The following is an 18,831-nucleotide window of genomic DNA, read 5'->3' on the forward strand; positions in this document are numbered from 1 at the left end:
CGGCACGTACCTGCCGGCGGCCGTTCTTGCATCGTGGCGCGCTCAGAACTCGAAGTTCAGGCCAATGGATGGGAGCAACCCGATGCTTTCGTTGGGCTCGGCGCGACGCAGACGGGGGTTCCACTGCGGGGCCGTGGTGTTGACCCGATTGGTCACGTTCTGCAGGTCGAGAAAGGCGATGAATTGACGGTTGCCCACGAGGAAACGCCGATCGACGCGCAGATCGGCGGCAAAGAAGAAGGGGACACGCAACGCGTTGTACTGTGCGAAATCGAGCGTGCCGGCAAGACTGCCCTGCCCCACGAAGGGCGTGAACGGCAACCCGCTCGACCCACGCAGACGCGTGGCCACTTCCCACTTGGCGTTGGGGCGCCAGCCCAGCACCCCGTTGGCAAGCACCGGCGTGTCGAAGGCCCCACGCGTGGTCGTACCATCGAGGCCGGTGAAGCGCGTGCGGTTGAGGCTCGCACTCAGCTGCCCGTAGAACGGCGACGCGCCCAGCTTCTTCTGCACGAACAGCTCCGCGCCGTACGCCGTACCGGTACCGCTGCTGGCCAGCGGCTCGAGACCGAAGGGGATGTCCGTGGTGGCATCGTCGAAGCCGCTGGGACTCAACACCGCCTGCGGTCGGAATCGTCGCACCGGATAGTCGCCGTACCGCTTGCCGTATACCTCGAATTGCACCTTGAGATCGCTGCCTACCAGTCGTGTGATGCCCGCAATGAGCTGGTCGGCGCGAAACGGACGCAGGCGCGAGGCGTTCCCGGGATCCCCCACGAGCCAGATGTAGCTGGGCGCCTGCCAGTAGCGTCCTCCGGAGAGCGACAGCGTGGTTACCGCATTGGCCTGATAGCTGAGGCTCAGTCTCGGTGCGAGGCGCACGGCGTTGTCGAGGAATCCATACCAGTCGCCTCGCACGCCTCCAGACAGGCGCAACGTGGGTGTACTCTGCCACGTGGCCTGCAGGTAGCTCCCGTTGCGCCACGCGGTGAACGACGTGTCGACCGACAGCGGCTGCGGTGTCCCTGTCTGGTCGCGACGCGTGAACCCGGCGAGCGTGGCGTCGTAGCGCAGGGTGCTGGCGTACTTGAAGATCGTGCCCGTCTCGATCTCCACGCCGCGCCCGACCACCAGCGTCACGTCGGTGCGCAGCGAATTCTCCCCTTCGGTGGAGCGACTCTCGAAGATGGGCGCGAGCAGACTGTCGCGCTGGGCCGTGACGTAGCGCGTCCACGTGCGGCCGAGCGTCGTGGTGGCCACCCCGCGGCCGAGCAACCGCTTCCACGTGAGGCCGCTGAAATACTGATCCTGCGTGGGCGCGAGCACCTGCGCGTTGTTCACGCGCGCCGAGTCGGTGCTGTTGTCGAAAGCAATCGTTCCGCGCGCGCCGATGGCCAGGATACTGAAGGCATCGCGTCGATTGGGGCGCCACGTGGCCTTCATGGTGGCGTCGGTGTAGCTGGGAATGAAGCTGAGGCCAATCGCCTTGAAGAGCAGGTCGAGATAGCTCTGGCGGACGTTGGCCAGGAACGACCCGTTGCGACCGAGCGGTCCCTCGAGCACGGCGCCCACCTGCGTGGCCGCCACGTTCACTTCACCGGCCACGCGCTCGCGATTGCCCTCCCGTAACGTCAGCGTGGTTGCCGACGACGTGCGATCGCCCAGGCGGGCCCCGAAACCGCCAGCCGAGAGCGAAGCACTCTCCACAAACCGGATGTTGATGAGCGAAATGGGACCGCCGGTGGATCCCTGCGAACCGAAGTGATTGATGTTGGGCACTTCGATGTTGTCCACCACGAACAGGTTCTCGAACGGCGCGCCACCGCGCACGACGATGTCGTTGCGGGCAGCGCTCGTGACCCCGACACCGGGCGCGATGGAAATGGCGCGCAGCACATCTTCCTGGGCACCGGGCTGCCGCCGGACCTCCTCCGCGTCATAACGCTGTGTGGAGACCGGTGTGGTTGCGGGCATGCGCGCCGGAAAGGCCTCGGGGCGCACGGTGACGACATCGAGCTGGACGTCCACCGGCCGCAAGGCAATCGTCACCTCGGCCGGCTTGGCGGGAGAGACCGCGATGTCGCCGCGCTGCACCGGCGCGAAACCGAGACGCCGCACCTCGAGCGTGACGATCCCCACGCGCACGCCGCGCACGGTGAACCGTCCATCGGCCTCACTCTGCGCGCCTGCCTCCTGCCCCACCACACGGATGGTGGCCCCGGCGATGGGCGCCTCAGTCGTGGCGGTCACGATGCGCCCGGTGACGACGCCGGTTGGACCGGCGGAGGTAGGGGCAACCTGCGCCGACAGCAGGGCCGGACTCAGGAGCAGACAGAGCAGCAACGCAAGCTTCATTTGGAGCGGGATGGAATCGAAGACAGGACCAGCGGCACCGGACCAACCCGCCGCACCCCGGCATCGTTTCCACCAACAGGTCAATACAGCAGCCGCACCGTCAGCGCCGGCTGGCGCATGGGGAGGAAGCGGGGCACCATGGCGTACGTGCCGTCGGCACCGCGCCGCAGTCCGTAGTCGAGCACGTTGCTGCGGCCGATCACGTTCAGCACGCTGGCGCCGAGCTCCACGCGCGTGGTGCCCACCTCGCGCTGCCAGGTGAGCCCCAGGTCGACGTCGATGAGCGCGGGGCGCCGCATGACACCCGGCATGGACACGGGCAGTTGCGACGTCATGGGTGCCGCGCCGAACAGGTCGTAGTACACCTGACGCAATGCCCATGGCCGTCCCCACACGCCGCGCGTACGGACCGCCATGACGAGCCCGCGCGCGGGGCTCACTTCACTGGCCAGCAGCACACGGTGCGGCTCCAGCCACGGGGTGGGCTGCAGGCGATCGTCGAAGCGCGACGGATAACGCCTGACGCTCGAGCCCCCGTCGTATGCCAGTTCGGTGCGCATGGCCTTACCGCGCCATGAGGCCTCACGCAGCAGACGCACCCCGCCGCCGAACGCCGTCCCACTCATGGGGCGGATGAACTGCGCGGCGTCGGTCAGCACGTTGGGCGTGAGGCCGGGTCCGTACATCACCCCGTAGTCGAACATGGGGAGTGTGGGATGCCACCGGGCATAGAGTTCCCCGCGCAGCTCCCAGCCAGGTGCCGGTGCGTAGGCGCCTTCGCCGGCCAGATGCCACGCCTGCGCCACGGGGGCGTTGCCATCGCTGGGCAGCCAGAAGCGCACACTCGGCACGAAGGCCACCGGCATGGTGCTCGCCACATCGAACTGATTGACGAACTGATGATAGCCGCCGCCCGCAACGCGCCAGGTGAAGGTGCGCGCGTCCCATCGCTGTTCACCGCGCACCGCCAGTCGCGGTTCCGCGTACGTCCGCCCCGTCTGCAGCTGCGTCACGCGCATCCCCACGTCCAGGAAGTGCGTGGCGGAGAGCTGACGAGTCACATCGGCCACCAGGGTGCCACGAGTGACCACCGTCTTGTACGCGAGCGGCCGCAGCACGCGATTGGACAGGTCGAGATGCGCGCGATTGTGCACGACCTCCGCCCCGAAGGTGAGGTCGGTACGGGCCCCGCCGCGCACGCGCCACTCGCCCGAGGCCGCCAGTTCGGTGAGCGCATTGCTCTCGGAGGCCGTGGTCCCCGCCAGTGGTGCGGCATTCATGGCCATGCTGCCACCGTGGCCAAGATCGTACTGCGACGCCCGCAACTGCACCGACTGCCGTACCCGTGTACCGAGCAGCCACTCATGCGACAGCTGCCCCCCCACGGTACGCTTGTCGTAGCGATCGGCGGTGCGCAGCATGCGCCCCGCCCCATCGTCGGCCGCTCCTGCATACGAGACGCCATGCTCATTGAGGAAGGCCGAGGCCGAGAGCGTGTGCGCCACGCCGAACTGCAGACGCCCGGCGGTGTGCACATCGTGCAGCCGGACGCGTTCGTCACCCACACTGCTGCTGAACGCGGCCCCGTCGAGCCCCGCCATGCCGGGTTGCGCCCCGAAGTCGCTGAAGCGCGAAAGCAGCACGGGATCGGGCACGCTCCAATGGCGCAGCGCGCGCGTCAGGGCCGGGGGAGCGGTCCACTGCCAGAGTCCCGTGCGCCCCGCCACCATCACCGTGCCACGCGCGCGCCCCACGGTCACCGGCAGCGACCAGCGACCCGATGCAGCAATGGGGTCCACGTGCACTTCCGCACCGCCCGCCGACTCGCCGCCCACGGCGTGCTTGAGGTCGATGACCCCGGTGGCGAAGCTTCCCTCGGTGGCGCGATATCCGCTGCGCCGAACGGCGAGTTCGTCGATAGCGACGGGCGTAACGAGACCAAGCAGCCCCGAGAGCGCCGTGAGATCGTAGAGCGGGATGCCGTCGAGACGCCATGGATGCTCGCCGATATCCCCCCCCTGCAGGTGCAGATCCGCCGTTCCATCGCGCCGCGAAAGCCCCAGGGGGACCGGCGCGCCGGGCAGGAACAACGACGGCCCCATGAGCGTCCGCCGCGCTACACTGTCCGCCACCAGCGTCGATCCAAGCGTGGCGCTGAACGCGCCGGCGCGCAGCCCGTTCACGATGATGGGACGCGCGACGGCCTCGCTGCGCACGAGCGGCAACCGCACAAGTCGCGACCCGTTGGGCGGCAGCTCGAATGTCGCACGATACGGGCGATAGCCCACGGCGCGAACCTGCAGTTCGTACGTGCCAGGGCGCAGCCGCGCAAATGCAAAACCACCGTCGTCGGCTGACAGCACGGCAGCAGGCACCTCGGCCAGCTGCACGCGCGCCTGCGGGAGTGGTTCACCCGACGCGGCATCCAATACGCGACCGGCAAAGGCGCCCCACGCCGCCGGTTGCTCGGCGCCGGCGATCACCACGTACGTGCCCGACGACAGCCGTACGAAATCGAGACCGGCGGCTCTCGTCACGCAGACAAGGGCCTCTTCGGGGAGCACGTCTTCCAACCGACAGGAAATGCGCATGGTGGCCCGCGGCCCCAGCGTGACCGCCTGCCACACGAGATTGAGCTGCGCCTGGCGTGACAGCGTTTCCAGCGCCTCGACGAGCGGGACGTTGATGAGCGCCAGGGAGAGGCGGGACGGGGCGCGTGTGGCGGAGGCGCCGGGGCGCGTGTCCTGTGCGTGCAGTGTCGGCGCTCGCCCGGCCCACACAAGGGCACCGGCCATGGCCGCCACGGCACATGCCGACGCGCCTCGGCGCGTCCGCACACGTCCTGTGATCACCACCGCCGACCGCGTCCCGTTCACGGGCGCGTAATGCGATACCCGCGACTCGTGCGCTCGAACACGAGTCCCTCCGCGGTGCACAGGTCACCGAGCACGACATCCACCGACGGCGCGCTCGCGTACACCAGCGAGACCGTTGCCGCCACGTCGACGTTGGCGTCATGCTCGATGCGCACGCCATAGCGGCGGCCCAGCTCGACCAGCACGTCGCCGAGCGGCTCGTCGAACGCGGCCAGCCCGCCGGTCCGCCAGGTGGCCACGCGCGTGGGGGTCACACTGCGGCGCAGCCACGTGCGCGCGCCCACGGTGACGCCGTCCCCGGCCCCGAGTTCCACTCGCTGTGCGCCAGCGACAACCGCCACCCGCCCCTCGCTCACATCGACTCGCGTGACGCCACCGGCAGCCTCACGGCGCACGGCGAACTGCGTCCCCAGCACCTGCACCTGCGCGTCGGCCGTGTGCACGGTGAAGGGGCGTCCGTCACGTTGCACGACAAAGAATGCCTCGCCGGTCAGCCGCACCTCACGCGTCGAGGAGGCCAGCGCAGCGGGCCATCCCAGGCGACGGGGAACGGAGAGTTCACTCCCCGCGGCCATCCATACCGTACTCCCCTCCGCCAGCGTCACGGCGCGCGGCGCACCGCCGGCGGGCACCACATGGGTCACGCTGCCGGTAGCCCAGCTGCCACCCCCAACCAGCATTCCCGCGAAAGCCGCCGCGGCGGCCCAGCGCCCCCACCGGCCTCGAGACGAGGCCGGTGCGCGTACACCGCTCGGTGCCGCCGGCATGACCTCCGTACGCTGCGCCTCCGGTACGCGACCAACAGACCCCTCGTCGCGCACCAATTCGAGCGGTGCGCGCACGTCGTCGACGTACGGCGCCCGTGCCGGGTCATGCAGGCGAGTCCGCAGGCGCTGCCATGCCGCCTCGTGCTGGGCCACCGACAGCGGGGCCCGCGTGGCAGGCACGGCACGGTACACGGCGTGCAACTCCCGCGCATCGGGCCGCGCCTCCAGCATGCTCGACAGCTCGGGGTTCATGGACGCTTCCGCGTCGGCATCGTTGGGCCGGTTCATGGCAGCCACACCGAGAGCGAGGCCACCAGCGTGCCCACCTCGGCGAGACGCCGCCGCAGCGTGGAGAGCGCAGCCACCAGGTGGTTGTTCACCGTGCGCGGGGCACACCCCATCGCCGCCGCCACCTCGGCATGCGACAGCCCTTCCACGCGCGAGAGCAGCAGCGCTTCACGCTGGCGGTTGGGGAGTTCAGTCACCAGCACGGCGACGCGGTCCTGCAACTCCGCTCCCTCGGTGGCGACATCGGGGAGCGCCGCGGCGCGGGGGGCGGCGGCACTGTCAACCGCTGCGGGGTCGTCGAGCAACCGCGCACGGGTGGTGTCGTCGCGGCGAATGTTGAGCGCGAGATTTCGCACGGTACGGAAGAGCCAGGCCCGAAGGGGGATCTCCTCGTCGAGACGCTGCCGGCGATCCCAGAGGCGAACGAACGCCTCCTGAACCACATCCTGCGCGACCGCGTCATCTTTGAGGAACGACGACGCGAAGCCAAGGAGCGGCCCGTGCAGCGCATCGAAGAGCTGGCGGAACGCGTCCTCATCACCGGCGCGAATGGCGGCGGCCTGAGCGGGCGGTACGTCTGAGGGAGAAGAAGACATGGACGAAGAGGAAACCCGCGACATCGGTTGAATGACCATGCAACCGGGGTGGTTCCCCCTTTCGGTCTTCCTACGGACGACCCGGCGACCGCGTCAGCGACTGCCCAGCGCGGTCTCGATGTCCTTGGCGATCGACTCCGGTGTGGCCGTAGGCGCATACCGGGCAATCACCTGCCCGTCGCGACCGATCAGGAACTTGGTGAAGTTCCACTTCACCGCGGTGGTCCCAAGCACACCAGGCTCCGCTTCGCGCATCCAGCGCCAGAGGGGGTCGGCCCCGTCGCCGTTCACCTCGAGCTTGGCCGACATGGGGAACGTCACGTCGTAACGGCTGCTGCAGAAAGCCCCGATCTCCGCCTCGCTGCCCGGCTCCTGATGCCCGAACTGGTCGCACGGGCACCCGATGACGGTGAGGCCGCGCGCCTTGTAGTTGCGCCAGAGCTGCTCGAGTCCCGCGTACTGCGGCGTGAAGCCACACATGCTGGCCACGTTCACCATCAGCACCACGCGATCCTTGTAGGCGCTGAGGGGCAGTGGGGCGCCGTCGAGCGACACGAGCGAGAAATCGGAGAGCTGGGGCATGGCGAACCGGAACGGGCAGACGGATCAGGAAACGAACGCGCGACAAGCGGGAATCTGGCGACCACCGCCGTGTGGCGGCACTGCCCTGACGCTCACTGTGGCGTGGCGGATGGCCCGATCGCGAGGTGAAACACCCCCTCGGCAACGGGCTGGCCATTGACCTGCACCACCACGCGATGCGCCCCCGCATAGTACCGACGCGTGGTGATCGGCCGTACCGCGTGGCGCTTGCGCAGGGTGAGCAACTGCCCCGCTTCCAGTCGGGTCTCCCATCCCTTGAATACCTTGGCCGACGTCTGTCCGTTGGCCTTGACGTGGTGCACGACATAGTCCACGGTCAGCGCCTGCGGTCCCCCGCCCTGCGACCGGAGCGTGATCGTGAGCCCCACATTGTCGCCGAGCGTGATGTGTGCAGGCGCAAGCTCGAGCGTGGCGGTTCCGTGCAACGGTTCGGCTCGCCCCCACACGGCGAGAACCGGCGGATACCCTTGCTTCACCAGCGTCCGACTCGCGTGGCGCAGCAGGGCTCGCCGGTGGGGGGTGGCGTCGGGCAGATGTCGTTCGAGCCAGGCGGCCACCACCAACGGATGATCCTTCGCGATGTCATTGAGATGATTCGCGATGCTGCGGCGCACGTACTCGCTGGCATCGTCCTGCAGCGCGGCGAGCAGCGGCAACGAGGGAGACGGGTCGGCGATGAGGTCGCGCAGTTGCAGCCCCCACGGCAGCCGCGGGCGCGTCCCTTCGCTGACCAGCCGGCGCACGTGCTCACTGTCGTCGTGCACCCACTGTCGCAGGGTGTCGAAGACGAGGGCGGGGTGCTGTGCGATCAGGGGGCGAATGGCGAATTCGGCCGTGAACCGTTGGGTGATCTCCCGCAGGCAGGAAAGCGCCCGCACCGGCTGGGCCATGCCCCGCCGGGCCACGAACTCACCGGCGCCCCACAGGAACCATCCATCCAGCCCCCCGGTCCCGGGAGGCGCCTCGAGCGGCCGCAACGCCCGTTCAAGATGGGCGGCCGCGTCATGGAAGTCGGCGGCGAGATACTGTTCGAGTGCATCCGCGATGCACATGGCGCGCGCCTTGAGTTCGAGCGCCGCCAATTGCGGCACCACAGCCGCGCAGAACGCGTGGCTGTCGAAGCCGGGGTCATGCCGGGCCAGGTGACCGGCGGCACGGGTCACGACATCCGCATTAATGAAGGTCTTGAACGGTTCAGCCATGAGTGGTGTAGTTTATCGCGCCAGTCTCAACGCCGTTGCCTCGCACCCGCCCCGCGCATGCGCCACACGCTTCCCCTCCTTGCTGCCGCCGCCCTGCTCGCGACCGCTCCAGGCACCCCCCTGACGCTGGTCCAGCTGCAGGCGCAAGGGGCGCGGGCATCGGCACCTGCCGGTGCGCGAACGGGCACTGGCAGCGGCGGCTCGAAGGGCTCGGCCAGCGAGCCGGCCGAGGCCATAACCGGCAGCTATGCGGGGACGGCCACGGTCCAACTTGGCGACAGTACCATCGTCGTTCCCGTGAGCTACCAGTTCACCGGCACCGCCCCCGCCATTACCGGCACCGCCATGGTACCGGGTCAGGGCACCGGCGCCATCAGCCACGTGGTGCGCCAGGGTACCACGCTGCGCTTCCGCGTCACAGCGGGTGAGGGGAAGCTGCTGGAACACAGCGGCACCATTGCCGCCAACGGTGCCATCGAGGGGTTCGTCAACCTCGACGGCCAGCCGGTGGCCAAGTTCCGCATCGCGCCGGGCGCGCTCCCGGGCAAACCCGCCGTCGCCCCGCCGGCCTCCGGAAAGTCCAAGGGGCGCGTCACGCCGTAGCCCACAGGGTACACAGGCCACCGTCCCCGGGGGCGCTCGCTAACGCGCGGTGACCGGCTCGTCGATCTTGAGCGCCTGAAAGGCCGCGTTGGAGACCAGGCAGTACGCCGTGAAGAAGTAGAACCCCGGCCCCGCGACTGCCGACAGATTGGCGGTCCCCTTGGCGACCAGCAGGGCGATGAGCATGCCCACGGCAAAAACGTCGGCCATGGACCACTTGCTGATTGCCTGCACCACGCGGGCGAGGCGGTACGCCACCGGGGTGGACCGCCACACGAAGATGGGCACCAGCAGGGCAGCCTTCGTGAGCGGGACGAGCACACTGAAGAGCAGAATGAGCCCCGCCACGAAGTCGTTGCCCGACTCGTGCAGGCTGCGAATGGCGCCCAGCACGCTGCGCGTTTCGTTGGTGAGCTCCCGCTCCGTGCCAAACAGCTCGATGGTGGCGCGAATCGTGAGCACCGGCTCCACCAGTCCGGGCCACAGCAGGGCCAGCGACAGCAGCGACAGCGCTACGGCAAGCAGGTTCCTTTTGGACATGGCACAAGGCTAGCGCACCGGCCGCACCTTGAACACCCGCGTGACGAATGCCACCGGTGGCCGTAGCTTGCGCAGATGCATCGCGTCCCCCGCACTACCCGGTCATTGGTGTTCGCCGTCGTCGTGAGCAGTCTCTCCCTGACACAGGCGGCGCGCGCGCAAACGTCCATCGTCCCCGAACCTACCGAAGCCACGCGCAAACGACTCGTGGCGCGGCGCACCACGGGGAGGCTCAACATCGACGGGCGTCTCGACGAGGCAGACTGGCGGCGCGCCCCGGTGGGGGGCGACTTCGCGCAGGCCCGCCCGGACTTCCTCCCCACCACGCGCTATCCCAGCGAAGTGCGGGTGCTCTACGACGACGAGAACCTCTACGTAGGCGCGTTCAACCGCGACAGCGCCGGACTCTCGTCACTGCGCATGCCCGATCTCCGTCGTGATTTCGAGCCGCCCGAGAACGACGTCTTCGGCATTACCATCGGCCCGCTGGGCGATCGCCGCACCGTGCTGCAGTTCTCCACCACGCCACTCGGCTCGCAGGCCGATGTGCAGGCCTTCGACGGCGGAGACGCGTTCAACTTCAACTGGGACGCACTCTGGCGCGTGCGCACCACACGCAGCGACAGCGGGTGGGTGGCCGAGTTCTCCATTCCGTGGCGCTCGCTGCGATATGCCCCCGGCCTCACGACCTGGGACATCAACTTCGTACGCAATACGCGTCGGGTGGCGCAGTGGAGCGCCTGGATGCCGTACCCGCGGCAACTGTCGTCGTGGCGCATCACGTACGGCGGCGCGCTCGACTCCATTCAGCCTCCGCCGCCGCGCACCAACGTGCGCGTGCGGCCGTATGTGCTCGGCACGAGCGTGACCGATCGCACGGCGCGGGCCTTCAATGGCCAGACCGGCGATGTGGGTGGCGAGATCATCTGGGCACCCACGGCCAACAGCCTGCTGGAGGCCACGGTGAACACGGATTTCGCGCAGGCCGATGTGGACCGCCAGGTGGTCAATCTCACCCGTTTCAACGTCTTTCTCCCTGAGCGCCGGCAGTTCTTCCTCGAGAACGCCGACCTGCTGAACGCGGGTGGCCTGGGCGCCGGCACCATCGGTGGCATCGGTGGCGTCTCGGGCCGCTACTTCGTGCAACCCTTCTTCACGCGACGCATCGGGCTGGGGGAGGACGGCACCCCGCAGCCCATCGATGCCGGTGTGCGCTACGCCTATCGCACCGGCAAGACCACCGCGGGCGCCCTGGCCATGCGACAGTCGGCGCTGGGCGCACAGGGAGCCACCACCTTCGGGGTGATGCGTGGCAGCCGCTTCTTCGGCCGCGCCACCCGCATCGGTGCCACGGCGGCGCTGCGCGATGGTGATGCCCTCGATGCGGATCTCGACGTGGTGTCGCGACGCAACGTGGTCGTGGCCATGGATGCGCTTACGCGCATCGGGGAGCTCGTGCAGTTCACCGGCATGGTGTCGGCGTCGAACGAAAACGGGCGCACTGGCTTTGCGGGCACGTACGGCATCACCCGCAACACCAATACCAGTCTGGCCGGCATCCTTGGTGCCGTGGTCACCCGCGACTACAACCCGCAAATGGGCTTCGTCTCGCGCCCCGACGTGCTCATGACCAATCCCTTCGCCACGTGGACGATGCAGCCGACGTGGCTGCCACCGGCGGTGGTGTGGCTGCGGCATGGCCCCAACGGCATCGCCTTCAACGACCCGCAGTCGGGCGCGCTGCAGGAATCCAACCTCACCTACTCGGGCGAGGTGCTCTTTCGCAACGGCGCCACGATCACCCCGTCCATCGAGCACAACGTGCAGCGCCCCACGGTCGCGGTGCCGCTCTTCCCCAACGTGCGCATCGCCCCCGGATCGTACGACTACGTCCGGGCGGGGCTCAGCGCGCGCAGCGACCAGAGCGCCCCGCTGGCGGCCACGCTCACGGCCTCCACGGGCGCCTTCTTCGACGGGGCGCTCAACCGCGTCGAGGTGGCGGGGCGCTGGTCACCCAATCCCTACGTCTCGCTGCGGGCGAGCTATGAGGTGAACCGGCTGCGCAGCCTGGGCACCCGCGACTCCGCGTTCACCACGCACCTCGCAGGGCCGGAGCTGCGCGTGTTCCTCAATCCGCGCGTGCAGTGGAGTGCGTTCTACCAGTACAACACGGCGGCCGAACGCGCGTCGCTCAACGCCCGCTTCAGCTGGGAGTTTCTCCCGCTCTCGTTCCTGTACGTGGTCTACAACGACCGGCAGGCCGTGCAGGGTGGCAATACCCCCTTGGCGCGCTCCCTCATCGTGAAGCTGTCCTGGCTGGGACAGCTCTGACCTGCGCGGTGGCGCTGGCCATCGCTCCCTTTTCCCCGTCTCCGTTCGCCCTCATGCCCCGCTCCCTGTCGCGCTTCCTGTTGGTCGCCACGCTGGTGTCGTGGCCGCACGCCGCACACGCGCAGCGCACTGCGCGTACGACACCCGCCACGACAGCGTCCGCCGCCGTCTCCGCCGCCCTCGACACCACCGCCCTCAAGGGGCTCAAGGTGCGCTTGCTCGGGCCGTTCCGCGGTGGCCGTTCGACCGCCGTGTCGGGTGTACCCGGCCAGCCGCATGCCTTCTTCATGGGCAGCACGGGCGGTGGCCTCTGGCACACCGACGACGCGGGGGCCACCTGGCGCAACGTCTCCGACGGATTCTTCGGCGGCGCCATTGGCAGCGTGGCGGTCGCGCCGGGTGATCCGAATGTGGTGTACGTGGGCGAGGGGTCGGTGGACGTACGCGGCAACACCTCCATGGGCCGCGGTGCATGGCGCTCCACCGACGGCGGGCGCAGCTGGCAGGCCATCGGTCTGCGGAACGCCGGCCAGATCGGCCGCCTCCAGGTGCACCCGCAGAATGCCGATGTGGCGTATGCCGCCGTCCTCGGTCGACCGTTCGGTCGCAATGCCGAGCGCGGGATCTTCCGCACGAAGGATGGCGGCCGCTCGTGGGAGAAGGTGCTGTACCTCAACGACTCCACCGGGGCCGTCGACCTCGCGATGAACCCGCGCAACCCCCGCATTCTCTATGCGGCCATGTGGCGCGCCGAGCGCAAGCCGTGGACGATGATTTCCGGCTCGAGCGAGGGAGGGATCTGGCGTTCCACGGATGGTGGCGACAGCTGGAAGAAGCTCAGCGGGGGACTCCCCACGGGACTCACCGGCAAGATCGGTCTCACGGTGTCGCCGGCAAACCCGCAACGGCTGTGGGCCATCATCGAGGCCGAACCGCAGGGCGGCGTGTATCGCAGCGATGACGGCGGCGACAGCTGGACGCGTACGAACAGCGAGAACAAGCTGCGTCAGCGCGCCTGGTACTACACGCACGTGCGCGCGGACCCGATGGAGGAGAACGTCGTGTACGCGCTCAACACGTCACTCTATCGCAGCATCGATGCCGGCGTGACCTTCACCCCCATCGATGTGCCGCACGGCGACGTGCACGACCTGTGGATCAATCCGGGCGACAAGCGCATCATGATCGTCGCCGACGACGGCGGCGCGCAGGTCTCGCTCAACCGTGGCCGCACCTGGAGCAGTTACTGGAATCAGCCTACGGCCGAGTTCTACGACGTCATCACCGACAATCGCTTCCCCTATCGGGTGTACACGGCGCAGCAGGACAACAATGCGATCAGCGTGCCCAGCTGGTCGTCGTCGAACTCGGTGCATCCGTTTGCCGACTACCGGTACGCCGCCGGATGTGAAACCGGCCCCGTGGCGCTGCACCCCGATGCCCCCGACGTGATCTGGGGTGGCTGCTACGGTGGCGCCATCAACCGCTGGGACACGCGCACCGACGAGCGCCGCAACGTCATCGTGTACCCGCAGCTGCAGCTCGGTCAGGCGGCCAAGGATCTCACGTATCGCTTCCAGTGGGTGGCGCCCATTCTCGTGTCACGTCACGACGCGCAGGTGGTGTACCACGGCGCGCAGTACGTGTTGCGCACGCGGGACGCGGGCCTGACGTGGGACCGGATCTCCCCCGATCTCACCACCAACACGCCGCAGCATCAGCAGGCCGCCGGCGGGCCGATCAACAACGACGTGACCGGCGTGGAGATCTTCAACACCGTGTTTGCGCTGGCCGAGGACCGGGCAGATGCGCGCACGCTGTGGGCCGGTACCGACGACGGCCGCGTGCACATCACGCGCGACGGCGGCTCGTCGTGGAACGACATCACGCCGCCCGGCATGCCGCAGTACGGGACGGTGGAGGAGATCGCCCTGTCTGCGCACCGACCGGGGCGCGCGTACGTGGCCGTGCAGGCCTATCGCCTCGACGACTTCCGGCCGTATCTGTGGCGCACGGACGACTACGGGAAGAGCTGGACCCGCCTCACGACGGGTACGAACGGCATCCCGGCGGACTACCCGCTGCGCTCGGTGGCGGAAGACCCGAAGGTGGCCTCGCTGCTCTATGCCGGCACGGAGTACGGCCTGTTCGTGTCGTTCGATGGCGGCGGGGCATGGCAGCCCATGCCGGGGCGTTTGCCCATCACTCCCATCGCCGATCTCGAGGCACGGCACGACGATCTCGTGATCTCCACGCAGGGACGCGCGCTGTGGATCATCGACGACCTGGCCCCGCTGCGTGAACTCTCGGCCTCCATCGTGGCGTCGGCAGCCCACCTGTTCACGCCCAGCGATTTCGTGCGCGCCCAGCGCGGTGGCGACAGTTTCGATCCGGTGCCGGAGGTGCCTGATGCCGCCGATCGCGGGGCCGCCATTCACCTCTGGTTGGGACGCGAGGCCACGGCGCCGGTCACGCTCGACATCGTCGACGCGGCACAGCGCATCGTGCAGCGCTTTTCGTCGGATTCGGCGGCCGCCCGTGCGGCCCAGACGGCACGGCTCCCCGTTCGCCGCGGGCTGCACCGCGTGGTGTGGGACATCACCTACCCCGGCCCGCAGCGCGTGGAAGGGGTGGTCACCTGGGGGTATCTGGGCGGCGTCAAGGCGCCACCGGGACGCTACGAGGCCGTGCTCACCGCCAACGGCGTGACGATGCGCAAGGCCTTTCAGGTGCTCCCCGACCCGCGGCTGCCGCATATCACGGCGGCCGACTATGCCGAGCAGTATCGGCTCGCCAGCCAGGTGCGCGATTCCATGAACACGCTCAACACCACGCTTGGCGACCTGCGCGACGTGCAGCGGCAGCGGGAGGCGCTCATGGCCGCCGCCACGCGCGCGGGGAGCGAGGCGGCGCTCGCGGCCCTCGCCGACTCACTCGCGCGCAAGCTGACGCAGCTCGAAGTGCAGCTCACGCAGGTCCGGAGCAAGAGCGGCCAGGATCCGATTCGCTTTGCCGGCATGCTGGACAACCAGTGGGCGGAGCTGTACGGCAACCTCACCGGCACCAACGGCTACATCAATGGCGGCGTGGACGGGAAGCCCACACGTGGCGCCGGGGAACGGCTGCAGGAGCTCAACGCCCGCTGGGCGGTGCTGCGCGCGCAGTGGACCGAGATCCTCAACAAGGACATTCCGGCACTCAACGCCGCCGCGAGTCAGCTGAAGCTGGGCGCCATTGCGCTCCCCGCACGGACGATCATCCCGTAAGCGGCATCGCGTAAGCGGCATCGCGTCACCAGCAGCCGGGGATCGCTCGACAGTGAGCGGTCCCCGGCGCGGTTCAGCGGTCGACGATGCGCTTGCCCAGCGGCGCCCAACTCACCTCGGCAAGCTTGAAGTGCGCGAGGCCGAAGGGAATGCCGATGATGGTGAGGCAGAGGGAGATGCCGGCCACGATGTGCGCGAGCGTGAGCCAGAAGCCGGCGAAGATGATCCAGAGCACGTTGGCGATGCCCGTGCCCACGATGCGCCCCTCGCCCACCTCGCGGGCATCCACGAGCGTACGGCCGAACGGCCAGGCGGCAAACGGCGCGATGCGGAACGCCGCGAACGCCCACGGCAGCCCGACCACCGTGATGGCCAGCGCCGCCCCCGCGAGCATCCATCCCAGCCACGCGAGAAAGCCACCGCAAACGAACCAGAGCAGGTTGACGAGGAAGATCATGTTGTCCGTACGCGACCGCAGACGCGACAGTTTCGTCCGTGCGGGCGCGATGCCTCAGGCCACCCGGCGTTTCTCGTGCGCGGCGCGGCTGGCCTTCAGCAGGCGATGCACGGTGGTGCCGGTGATGAGGCGCACGCCGCGCTGGAACGTGAAGTACTGATACGCCCACTGCACGACCACGCTGACGCGGTTGCGCACGCCCACCAGATACAACACGTGCACGAATAGCCAGGTGAGCCACGCGAACGTCCCGCGCAAGCGGACACCTCCGATCACGGCAACCGCCTTGTGCCGGCCGATGGTGGCGAGGTCTCCCTTGTTGACGTAGCGGAACGGCGACGTGGCGCTGCCGGCGACGTGACGCGCAATGTTGCGCCCGGCCAGCTCACCCATCTGATTCGCGGCGGGCGCGACGGCCGGCACCGGCGCGCCGTCAGCGGTGGTGGTCGCCGCCATGTCTCCGACGCAGAAGATTTCCGGACGTCCCGGCACGCTGAGGTCGGGATTGACTACCACCCGGCCCGCACGGTCGAGCGCCACGCCCAGCTGACGCGCCAGTGGTGACGCCTGGTTTCCGGCTCCCCAGAACACCGTGTGCGCGTCGATGCGCTCACCGCCGGCCACTACGCCGTCACTGTCCACCTGCGTGACCACGCAGCGGGTGCGCACTTCGACCCCCAGCGACTCGAGATCACGCTGCGCCTGCGCGGAGAGTTCCTCGGGGAAGGCCGGCAGAATGCGCGGCCCCCCCTCCAGCAGCAGCACCCGTGCCTGCCGCGGGTCGATACGCCGGAATTCGCCGGTGAGGGCATGATGCGTGACTTCGGGAATCATCCCGGCCAGCTCCACGCCGGTGGGCCCGCCCCCCACGATGACGAAGGTAAGCAGCGCGTCGCGCTCCCCGGCCGCGCTCGCCCGCTCGGCGGCCTCGAACGACAGCAGGAAGCGCCGCCGCATTTCGAGGGCGTCCTCGACGCTCTTGAGCCCCGGCGCATGCGCCTCCCAGTCGGGGTGCCCGAAGTAGGCGTGACGGGCGCCGGCAGCCACCACGAGGTAGTCGAAGGACAGCCGCACGGTGTCGCTGTCGAGTGACACCGTCCGGGCCTGCGGATCGATCCGATCGACCTCCGCCATGACCACCGTGGCGTTCTGCTGGTTGCGCAACAGCCAGCGAATGGGCACGCTGATGTCGGCCGGATTGAGCACCGCCGTGGCCACCTGGTACAGCAGCGGCTGAAAGAGGTGGTGGTTGGTGCGGTCGAGCAGCGTGATGCGCACCGGTGCATTGGCGAGCGCGCGCGCCGCCGACAGGCCAGCGAATCCCCCGCCAATGATGACCACGTGCGGCCGCGGGTCGGTGCGATGCGTACCGGTGGCGGTCAGCGAATGGTGAATGCCACGCGTCGCGCTTCCGCCGTCCACGGCGATGGTATCAGCAGGGCGATTGGTGGTGCGGTGCGGCATGACGGCTCCGGGATGGGTACGGTATCCGTACGCTCGCCATTTGTGAAAAGTTTCACAAGGTCATCCGCCGAGAGCAGCTTTGTGATCCCCCCGCCCCGCCACACGCCGCCACATATACCACTCCCGCCCCGCGCTCCACCCCGACGCCGCAGCATGGTCCGCCCCCAGCACGCAGTCGGCGGACTCCGTCGTGGCCGCGCGAAAGTGCTCGTCCAGCTCGGCCAGCAGCTCGCGCGTTTCCAGCGTCGTGGGCTTCGCCCGCAGCCGCTGCGCGATCTCGTGTCGCACCTGCAGGTCGGCCGCGAGATCGTGCGTCGCCACATCATGGCGCGCCACATAGTCCACAATGCGCGCCCACTGCGCCACCAGGGCGGGCAAGGTGAGCCGCGTCAGATTCGTCGGCACCGTATCCGTCACGGGGCCGGCCGCCGCTCCACCCGCGCGAGGAACGCGTCGAGCGCCGCCACATACTCCGCCGGGCGTTCGCGCATGGCCGCGTGCGCGGCCCCGGGAATCACCACCAGCTGCGCATCACGCATCGTGCGTCGGAACTCCTCCAACGTGGAGGGGCGCGCTTCGTCGAATTCTCCCGCCACGAACAGCGTGGGCTGGGTGATGTCGGCGAGATCGGCGGCGCGGCTCCACTGCCGCAGACTCCCCGTGCTCAGGAATTCGGTAGGCCCCCACATCTGACGATAGATGGTGTCGTTGCTCGCCACGCCGGCGCACCGCGGCTCGTCTGCCACCGGCAGGCGACGCACATGGCGGGCATAGAACGAATCGGTGGCCGCCCGATACGCCGGCGAGTCGAGCGTGCCCTTGCGCTCCTCCTCGTCGAGTACGGTGCGAATTGCCGTCGGCAGCTGGGCCCGCAGGGAATCGGCGTCGGCAATCCACCGCGGCGTGTCGATGAGCGGACTGCTGAAGATCACGCTCACCACACCGGTCGGCTTGGCGGCCGCCATGTACTCGGCCGCGAGGGCTCCGCCCCACGAATGCCCCAACAGGTGCACCTGCTCGAGACCCAGCGCCCGCCGCACGGCGTCCAACTCCGCCACGAAGCGCGCCATATGCCAGAGGGAGGTGTCGCTGGGGTGATCGGAGCGGCCGGAGCCAAGCTGGTCGTAGAAGATCACCGGACGCTGGCGAGCCAGCGGGGCGAGCGTTTCGAAGCGGCAGGAGGTCCCACCTGGCCCCCCATGCAGGGCGAGCAGCGGCGTCCCAGGACCACTGCCGATGCGCCGGTACCACACGCGGCCACCCGGGACATCGATCATTCCCTCCGACCAGGGGAGCGTATCTGTCAGCGCGGCGGAGGCGGTGCTGTCGGCGAGTTGCTCGCGTCCGGTGGCACAGGCCTGGAAGACGACACTGGCAGCGGCTGCGGCAGGGAGCAGCAAGGCGCGCAGTCGTCCGGACGTGGTGCGCGCAGGCGGGAGCGTGGAGAGCGACATGCCGCGAAGCTATCCTGCGGGCTACCCTT

14 protein-coding genes are annotated in these 18,831 nt (G+C 68.9%); 3 read left to right on the plus strand and 11 right to left on the minus strand.

Annotation, left to right across the window (positions count from 1 at the left end; all coding sequences use genetic code 11):
* Nucleotides 1–42: 42 nt before the first annotated feature.
* From O9271_RS10215 to O9271_RS10240, 6 genes are all read right to left on the minus strand, one after another.
* Entirely contained in the window at nt 43–2,355 is a 2,313-nt protein-coding gene (locus tag O9271_RS10215) for a TonB-dependent receptor (RefSeq protein WP_298269068.1), read from the minus strand.
* 80 nt (nt 2,356–2,435) lie between these two features.
* Nucleotides 2,436–5,150 (minus strand): carboxypeptidase regulatory-like domain-containing protein, encoded by a 2,715-nt coding sequence (locus O9271_RS10220; RefSeq protein ID WP_298269070.1) that lies wholly within the window; start codon nt 5,148–5,150, stop codon nt 2,436–2,438.
* 77 nt (nt 5,151–5,227) lie between these two features.
* Nucleotides 5,228–6,286 carry a FecR domain-containing protein gene (locus O9271_RS10225; RefSeq protein ID WP_298269072.1) on the minus strand — a complete coding sequence of 353 codons (1,059 nt, stop codon included), beginning with the start codon at nt 6,284–6,286 and terminating at the stop codon, nt 5,228–5,230.
* Complete coding sequence (locus O9271_RS10230) at nt 6,283–6,882, minus strand: sigma-70 family RNA polymerase sigma factor (RefSeq protein WP_298269074.1); 600 nt, start codon at nt 6,880–6,882, stop codon at nt 6,283–6,285. Before O9271_RS10230 ends, O9271_RS10225 begins: the two co-directional genes overlap by 4 nt.
* 93 nt (nt 6,883–6,975) lie before the next feature.
* Complete coding sequence (locus O9271_RS10235; protein WP_298269076.1) at nt 6,976–7,464, minus strand: glutathione peroxidase; 489 nt, start codon at nt 7,462–7,464, stop codon at nt 6,976–6,978.
* A gap of 92 nt (nt 7,465–7,556) precedes the next feature.
* Entirely contained in the window at nt 7,557–8,687 is a 1,131-nt protein-coding gene (locus O9271_RS10240; RefSeq protein WP_298269078.1) for a DNA alkylation repair protein, read from the minus strand.
* A 57-nt stretch (nt 8,688–8,744) separates the two neighbouring features.
* Between O9271_RS10240 and O9271_RS10245 the strand changes: the two genes are divergently transcribed.
* Nucleotides 8,745–9,290 carry a hypothetical protein gene (locus O9271_RS10245; protein WP_298269080.1) on the plus strand — a complete coding sequence of 182 codons (546 nt, stop codon included), beginning with the start codon at nt 8,745–8,747 and terminating at the stop codon, nt 9,288–9,290.
* Nucleotides 9,291–9,329: 39 nt separating this feature from the next.
* Here O9271_RS10245 and O9271_RS10250 read toward each other — a convergent pair whose 3' ends face one another.
* Nucleotides 9,330–9,830 (minus strand): paraquat-inducible protein A, encoded by a 501-nt coding sequence (locus O9271_RS10250; protein WP_298269082.1) that lies wholly within the window; start codon nt 9,828–9,830, stop codon nt 9,330–9,332.
* A gap of 75 nt (nt 9,831–9,905) precedes the next feature.
* Between O9271_RS10250 and O9271_RS10255 the strand changes: the two genes are divergently transcribed.
* Complete coding sequence (locus O9271_RS10255) at nt 9,906–12,161, plus strand: DUF5916 domain-containing protein (RefSeq protein WP_298269085.1); 2,256 nt, start codon at nt 9,906–9,908, stop codon at nt 12,159–12,161.
* Nucleotides 12,162–12,214: 53 nt separating this feature from the next.
* Entirely contained in the window at nt 12,215–15,427 is a 3,213-nt protein-coding gene (locus O9271_RS10260) for a hypothetical protein (RefSeq protein WP_298269088.1), read from the plus strand.
* Between the two features lie 73 nt (nt 15,428–15,500).
* On the opposite strand, the gene O9271_RS10265 is transcribed toward O9271_RS10260, so the two are convergent.
* From O9271_RS10265 to O9271_RS10280, 4 genes are read right to left on the minus strand one after another with little or no spacing between them, the layout of a single operon-like run.
* Nucleotides 15,501–15,884 carry a YccF domain-containing protein gene (locus tag O9271_RS10265; RefSeq protein ID WP_298269090.1) on the minus strand — a complete coding sequence of 128 codons (384 nt, stop codon included), beginning with the start codon at nt 15,882–15,884 and terminating at the stop codon, nt 15,501–15,503.
* Nucleotides 15,885–15,938: 54 nt separating this feature from the next.
* Entirely contained in the window at nt 15,939–17,348 is a 1,410-nt protein-coding gene (locus O9271_RS10270; protein ID WP_298269093.1) for an NAD(P)/FAD-dependent oxidoreductase, read from the minus strand.
* Nucleotides 17,349–17,408: 60 nt separating this feature from the next.
* Nucleotides 17,409–17,765, minus strand: a complete 357-nt coding sequence (locus O9271_RS10275; protein ID WP_298269096.1) for a hypothetical protein — start codon at nt 17,763–17,765, stop codon at nt 17,409–17,411.
* The gene (locus O9271_RS10280; protein ID WP_298269098.1) at nt 17,762–18,802 is read right to left on the minus strand and encodes a proline iminopeptidase-family hydrolase; all 1,041 of its coding nucleotides are present in this window, start codon (nt 18,800–18,802) and stop codon (nt 17,762–17,764) included. Before O9271_RS10280 ends, O9271_RS10275 begins: the two co-directional genes overlap by 4 nt.
* Nucleotides 18,803–18,831 lie beyond the last annotated feature (29 nt).

This window comes from Gemmatimonas sp., assembly GCF_027531815.1.
Lineage (GTDB): Bacteria > Gemmatimonadota > Gemmatimonadetes > Gemmatimonadales > Gemmatimonadaceae > Gemmatimonas.

Excerpts from the sequence above, each read along its gene's own strand:
- O9271_RS10215 (WP_298269068.1), bottom strand. The coding sequence starts at position 2,355 with ATGAAGCTTGCGTTGCTGCTCTGTCTGCTCCTGAGTCCGGCCCTGCTG.
- O9271_RS10220 (WP_298269070.1), bottom strand. The coding sequence starts at position 5,150 with ATGGCCGGTGCCCTTGTGTGGGCCGGGCGAGCGCCGACACTGCACGCA.
- O9271_RS10225 (WP_298269072.1), bottom strand. The coding sequence starts at position 6,286 with ATGAACCGGCCCAACGATGCCGACGCGGAAGCGTCCATGAACCCCGAG.
- O9271_RS10230 (WP_298269074.1), bottom strand. The coding sequence starts at position 6,882 with ATGTCTTCTTCTCCCTCAGACGTACCGCCCGCTCAGGCCGCCGCCATT.
- O9271_RS10235 (WP_298269076.1), bottom strand. The coding sequence starts at position 7,464 with ATGCCCCAGCTCTCCGATTTCTCGCTCGTGTCGCTCGACGGCGCCCCA.
- O9271_RS10240 (WP_298269078.1), bottom strand. The coding sequence starts at position 8,687 with ATGGCTGAACCGTTCAAGACCTTCATTAATGCGGATGTCGTGACCCGT.
- O9271_RS10245 (WP_298269080.1), top strand. The coding sequence starts at position 8,745 with ATGCGCCACACGCTTCCCCTCCTTGCTGCCGCCGCCCTGCTCGCGACC.
- O9271_RS10250 (WP_298269082.1), bottom strand. The coding sequence starts at position 9,830 with ATGTCCAAAAGGAACCTGCTTGCCGTAGCGCTGTCGCTGCTGTCGCTG.
- O9271_RS10255 (WP_298269085.1), top strand. The coding sequence starts at position 9,906 with ATGCATCGCGTCCCCCGCACTACCCGGTCATTGGTGTTCGCCGTCGTC.
- O9271_RS10260 (WP_298269088.1), top strand. The coding sequence starts at position 12,215 with ATGCCCCGCTCCCTGTCGCGCTTCCTGTTGGTCGCCACGCTGGTGTCG.
- O9271_RS10265 (WP_298269090.1), bottom strand. The coding sequence starts at position 15,884 with ATGATCTTCCTCGTCAACCTGCTCTGGTTCGTTTGCGGTGGCTTTCTC.
- O9271_RS10270 (WP_298269093.1), bottom strand. The coding sequence starts at position 17,348 with ATGCCGCACCGCACCACCAATCGCCCTGCTGATACCATCGCCGTGGAC.
- O9271_RS10280 (WP_298269098.1), bottom strand. The coding sequence starts at position 18,802 with ATGTCGCTCTCCACGCTCCCGCCTGCGCGCACCACGTCCGGACGACTG.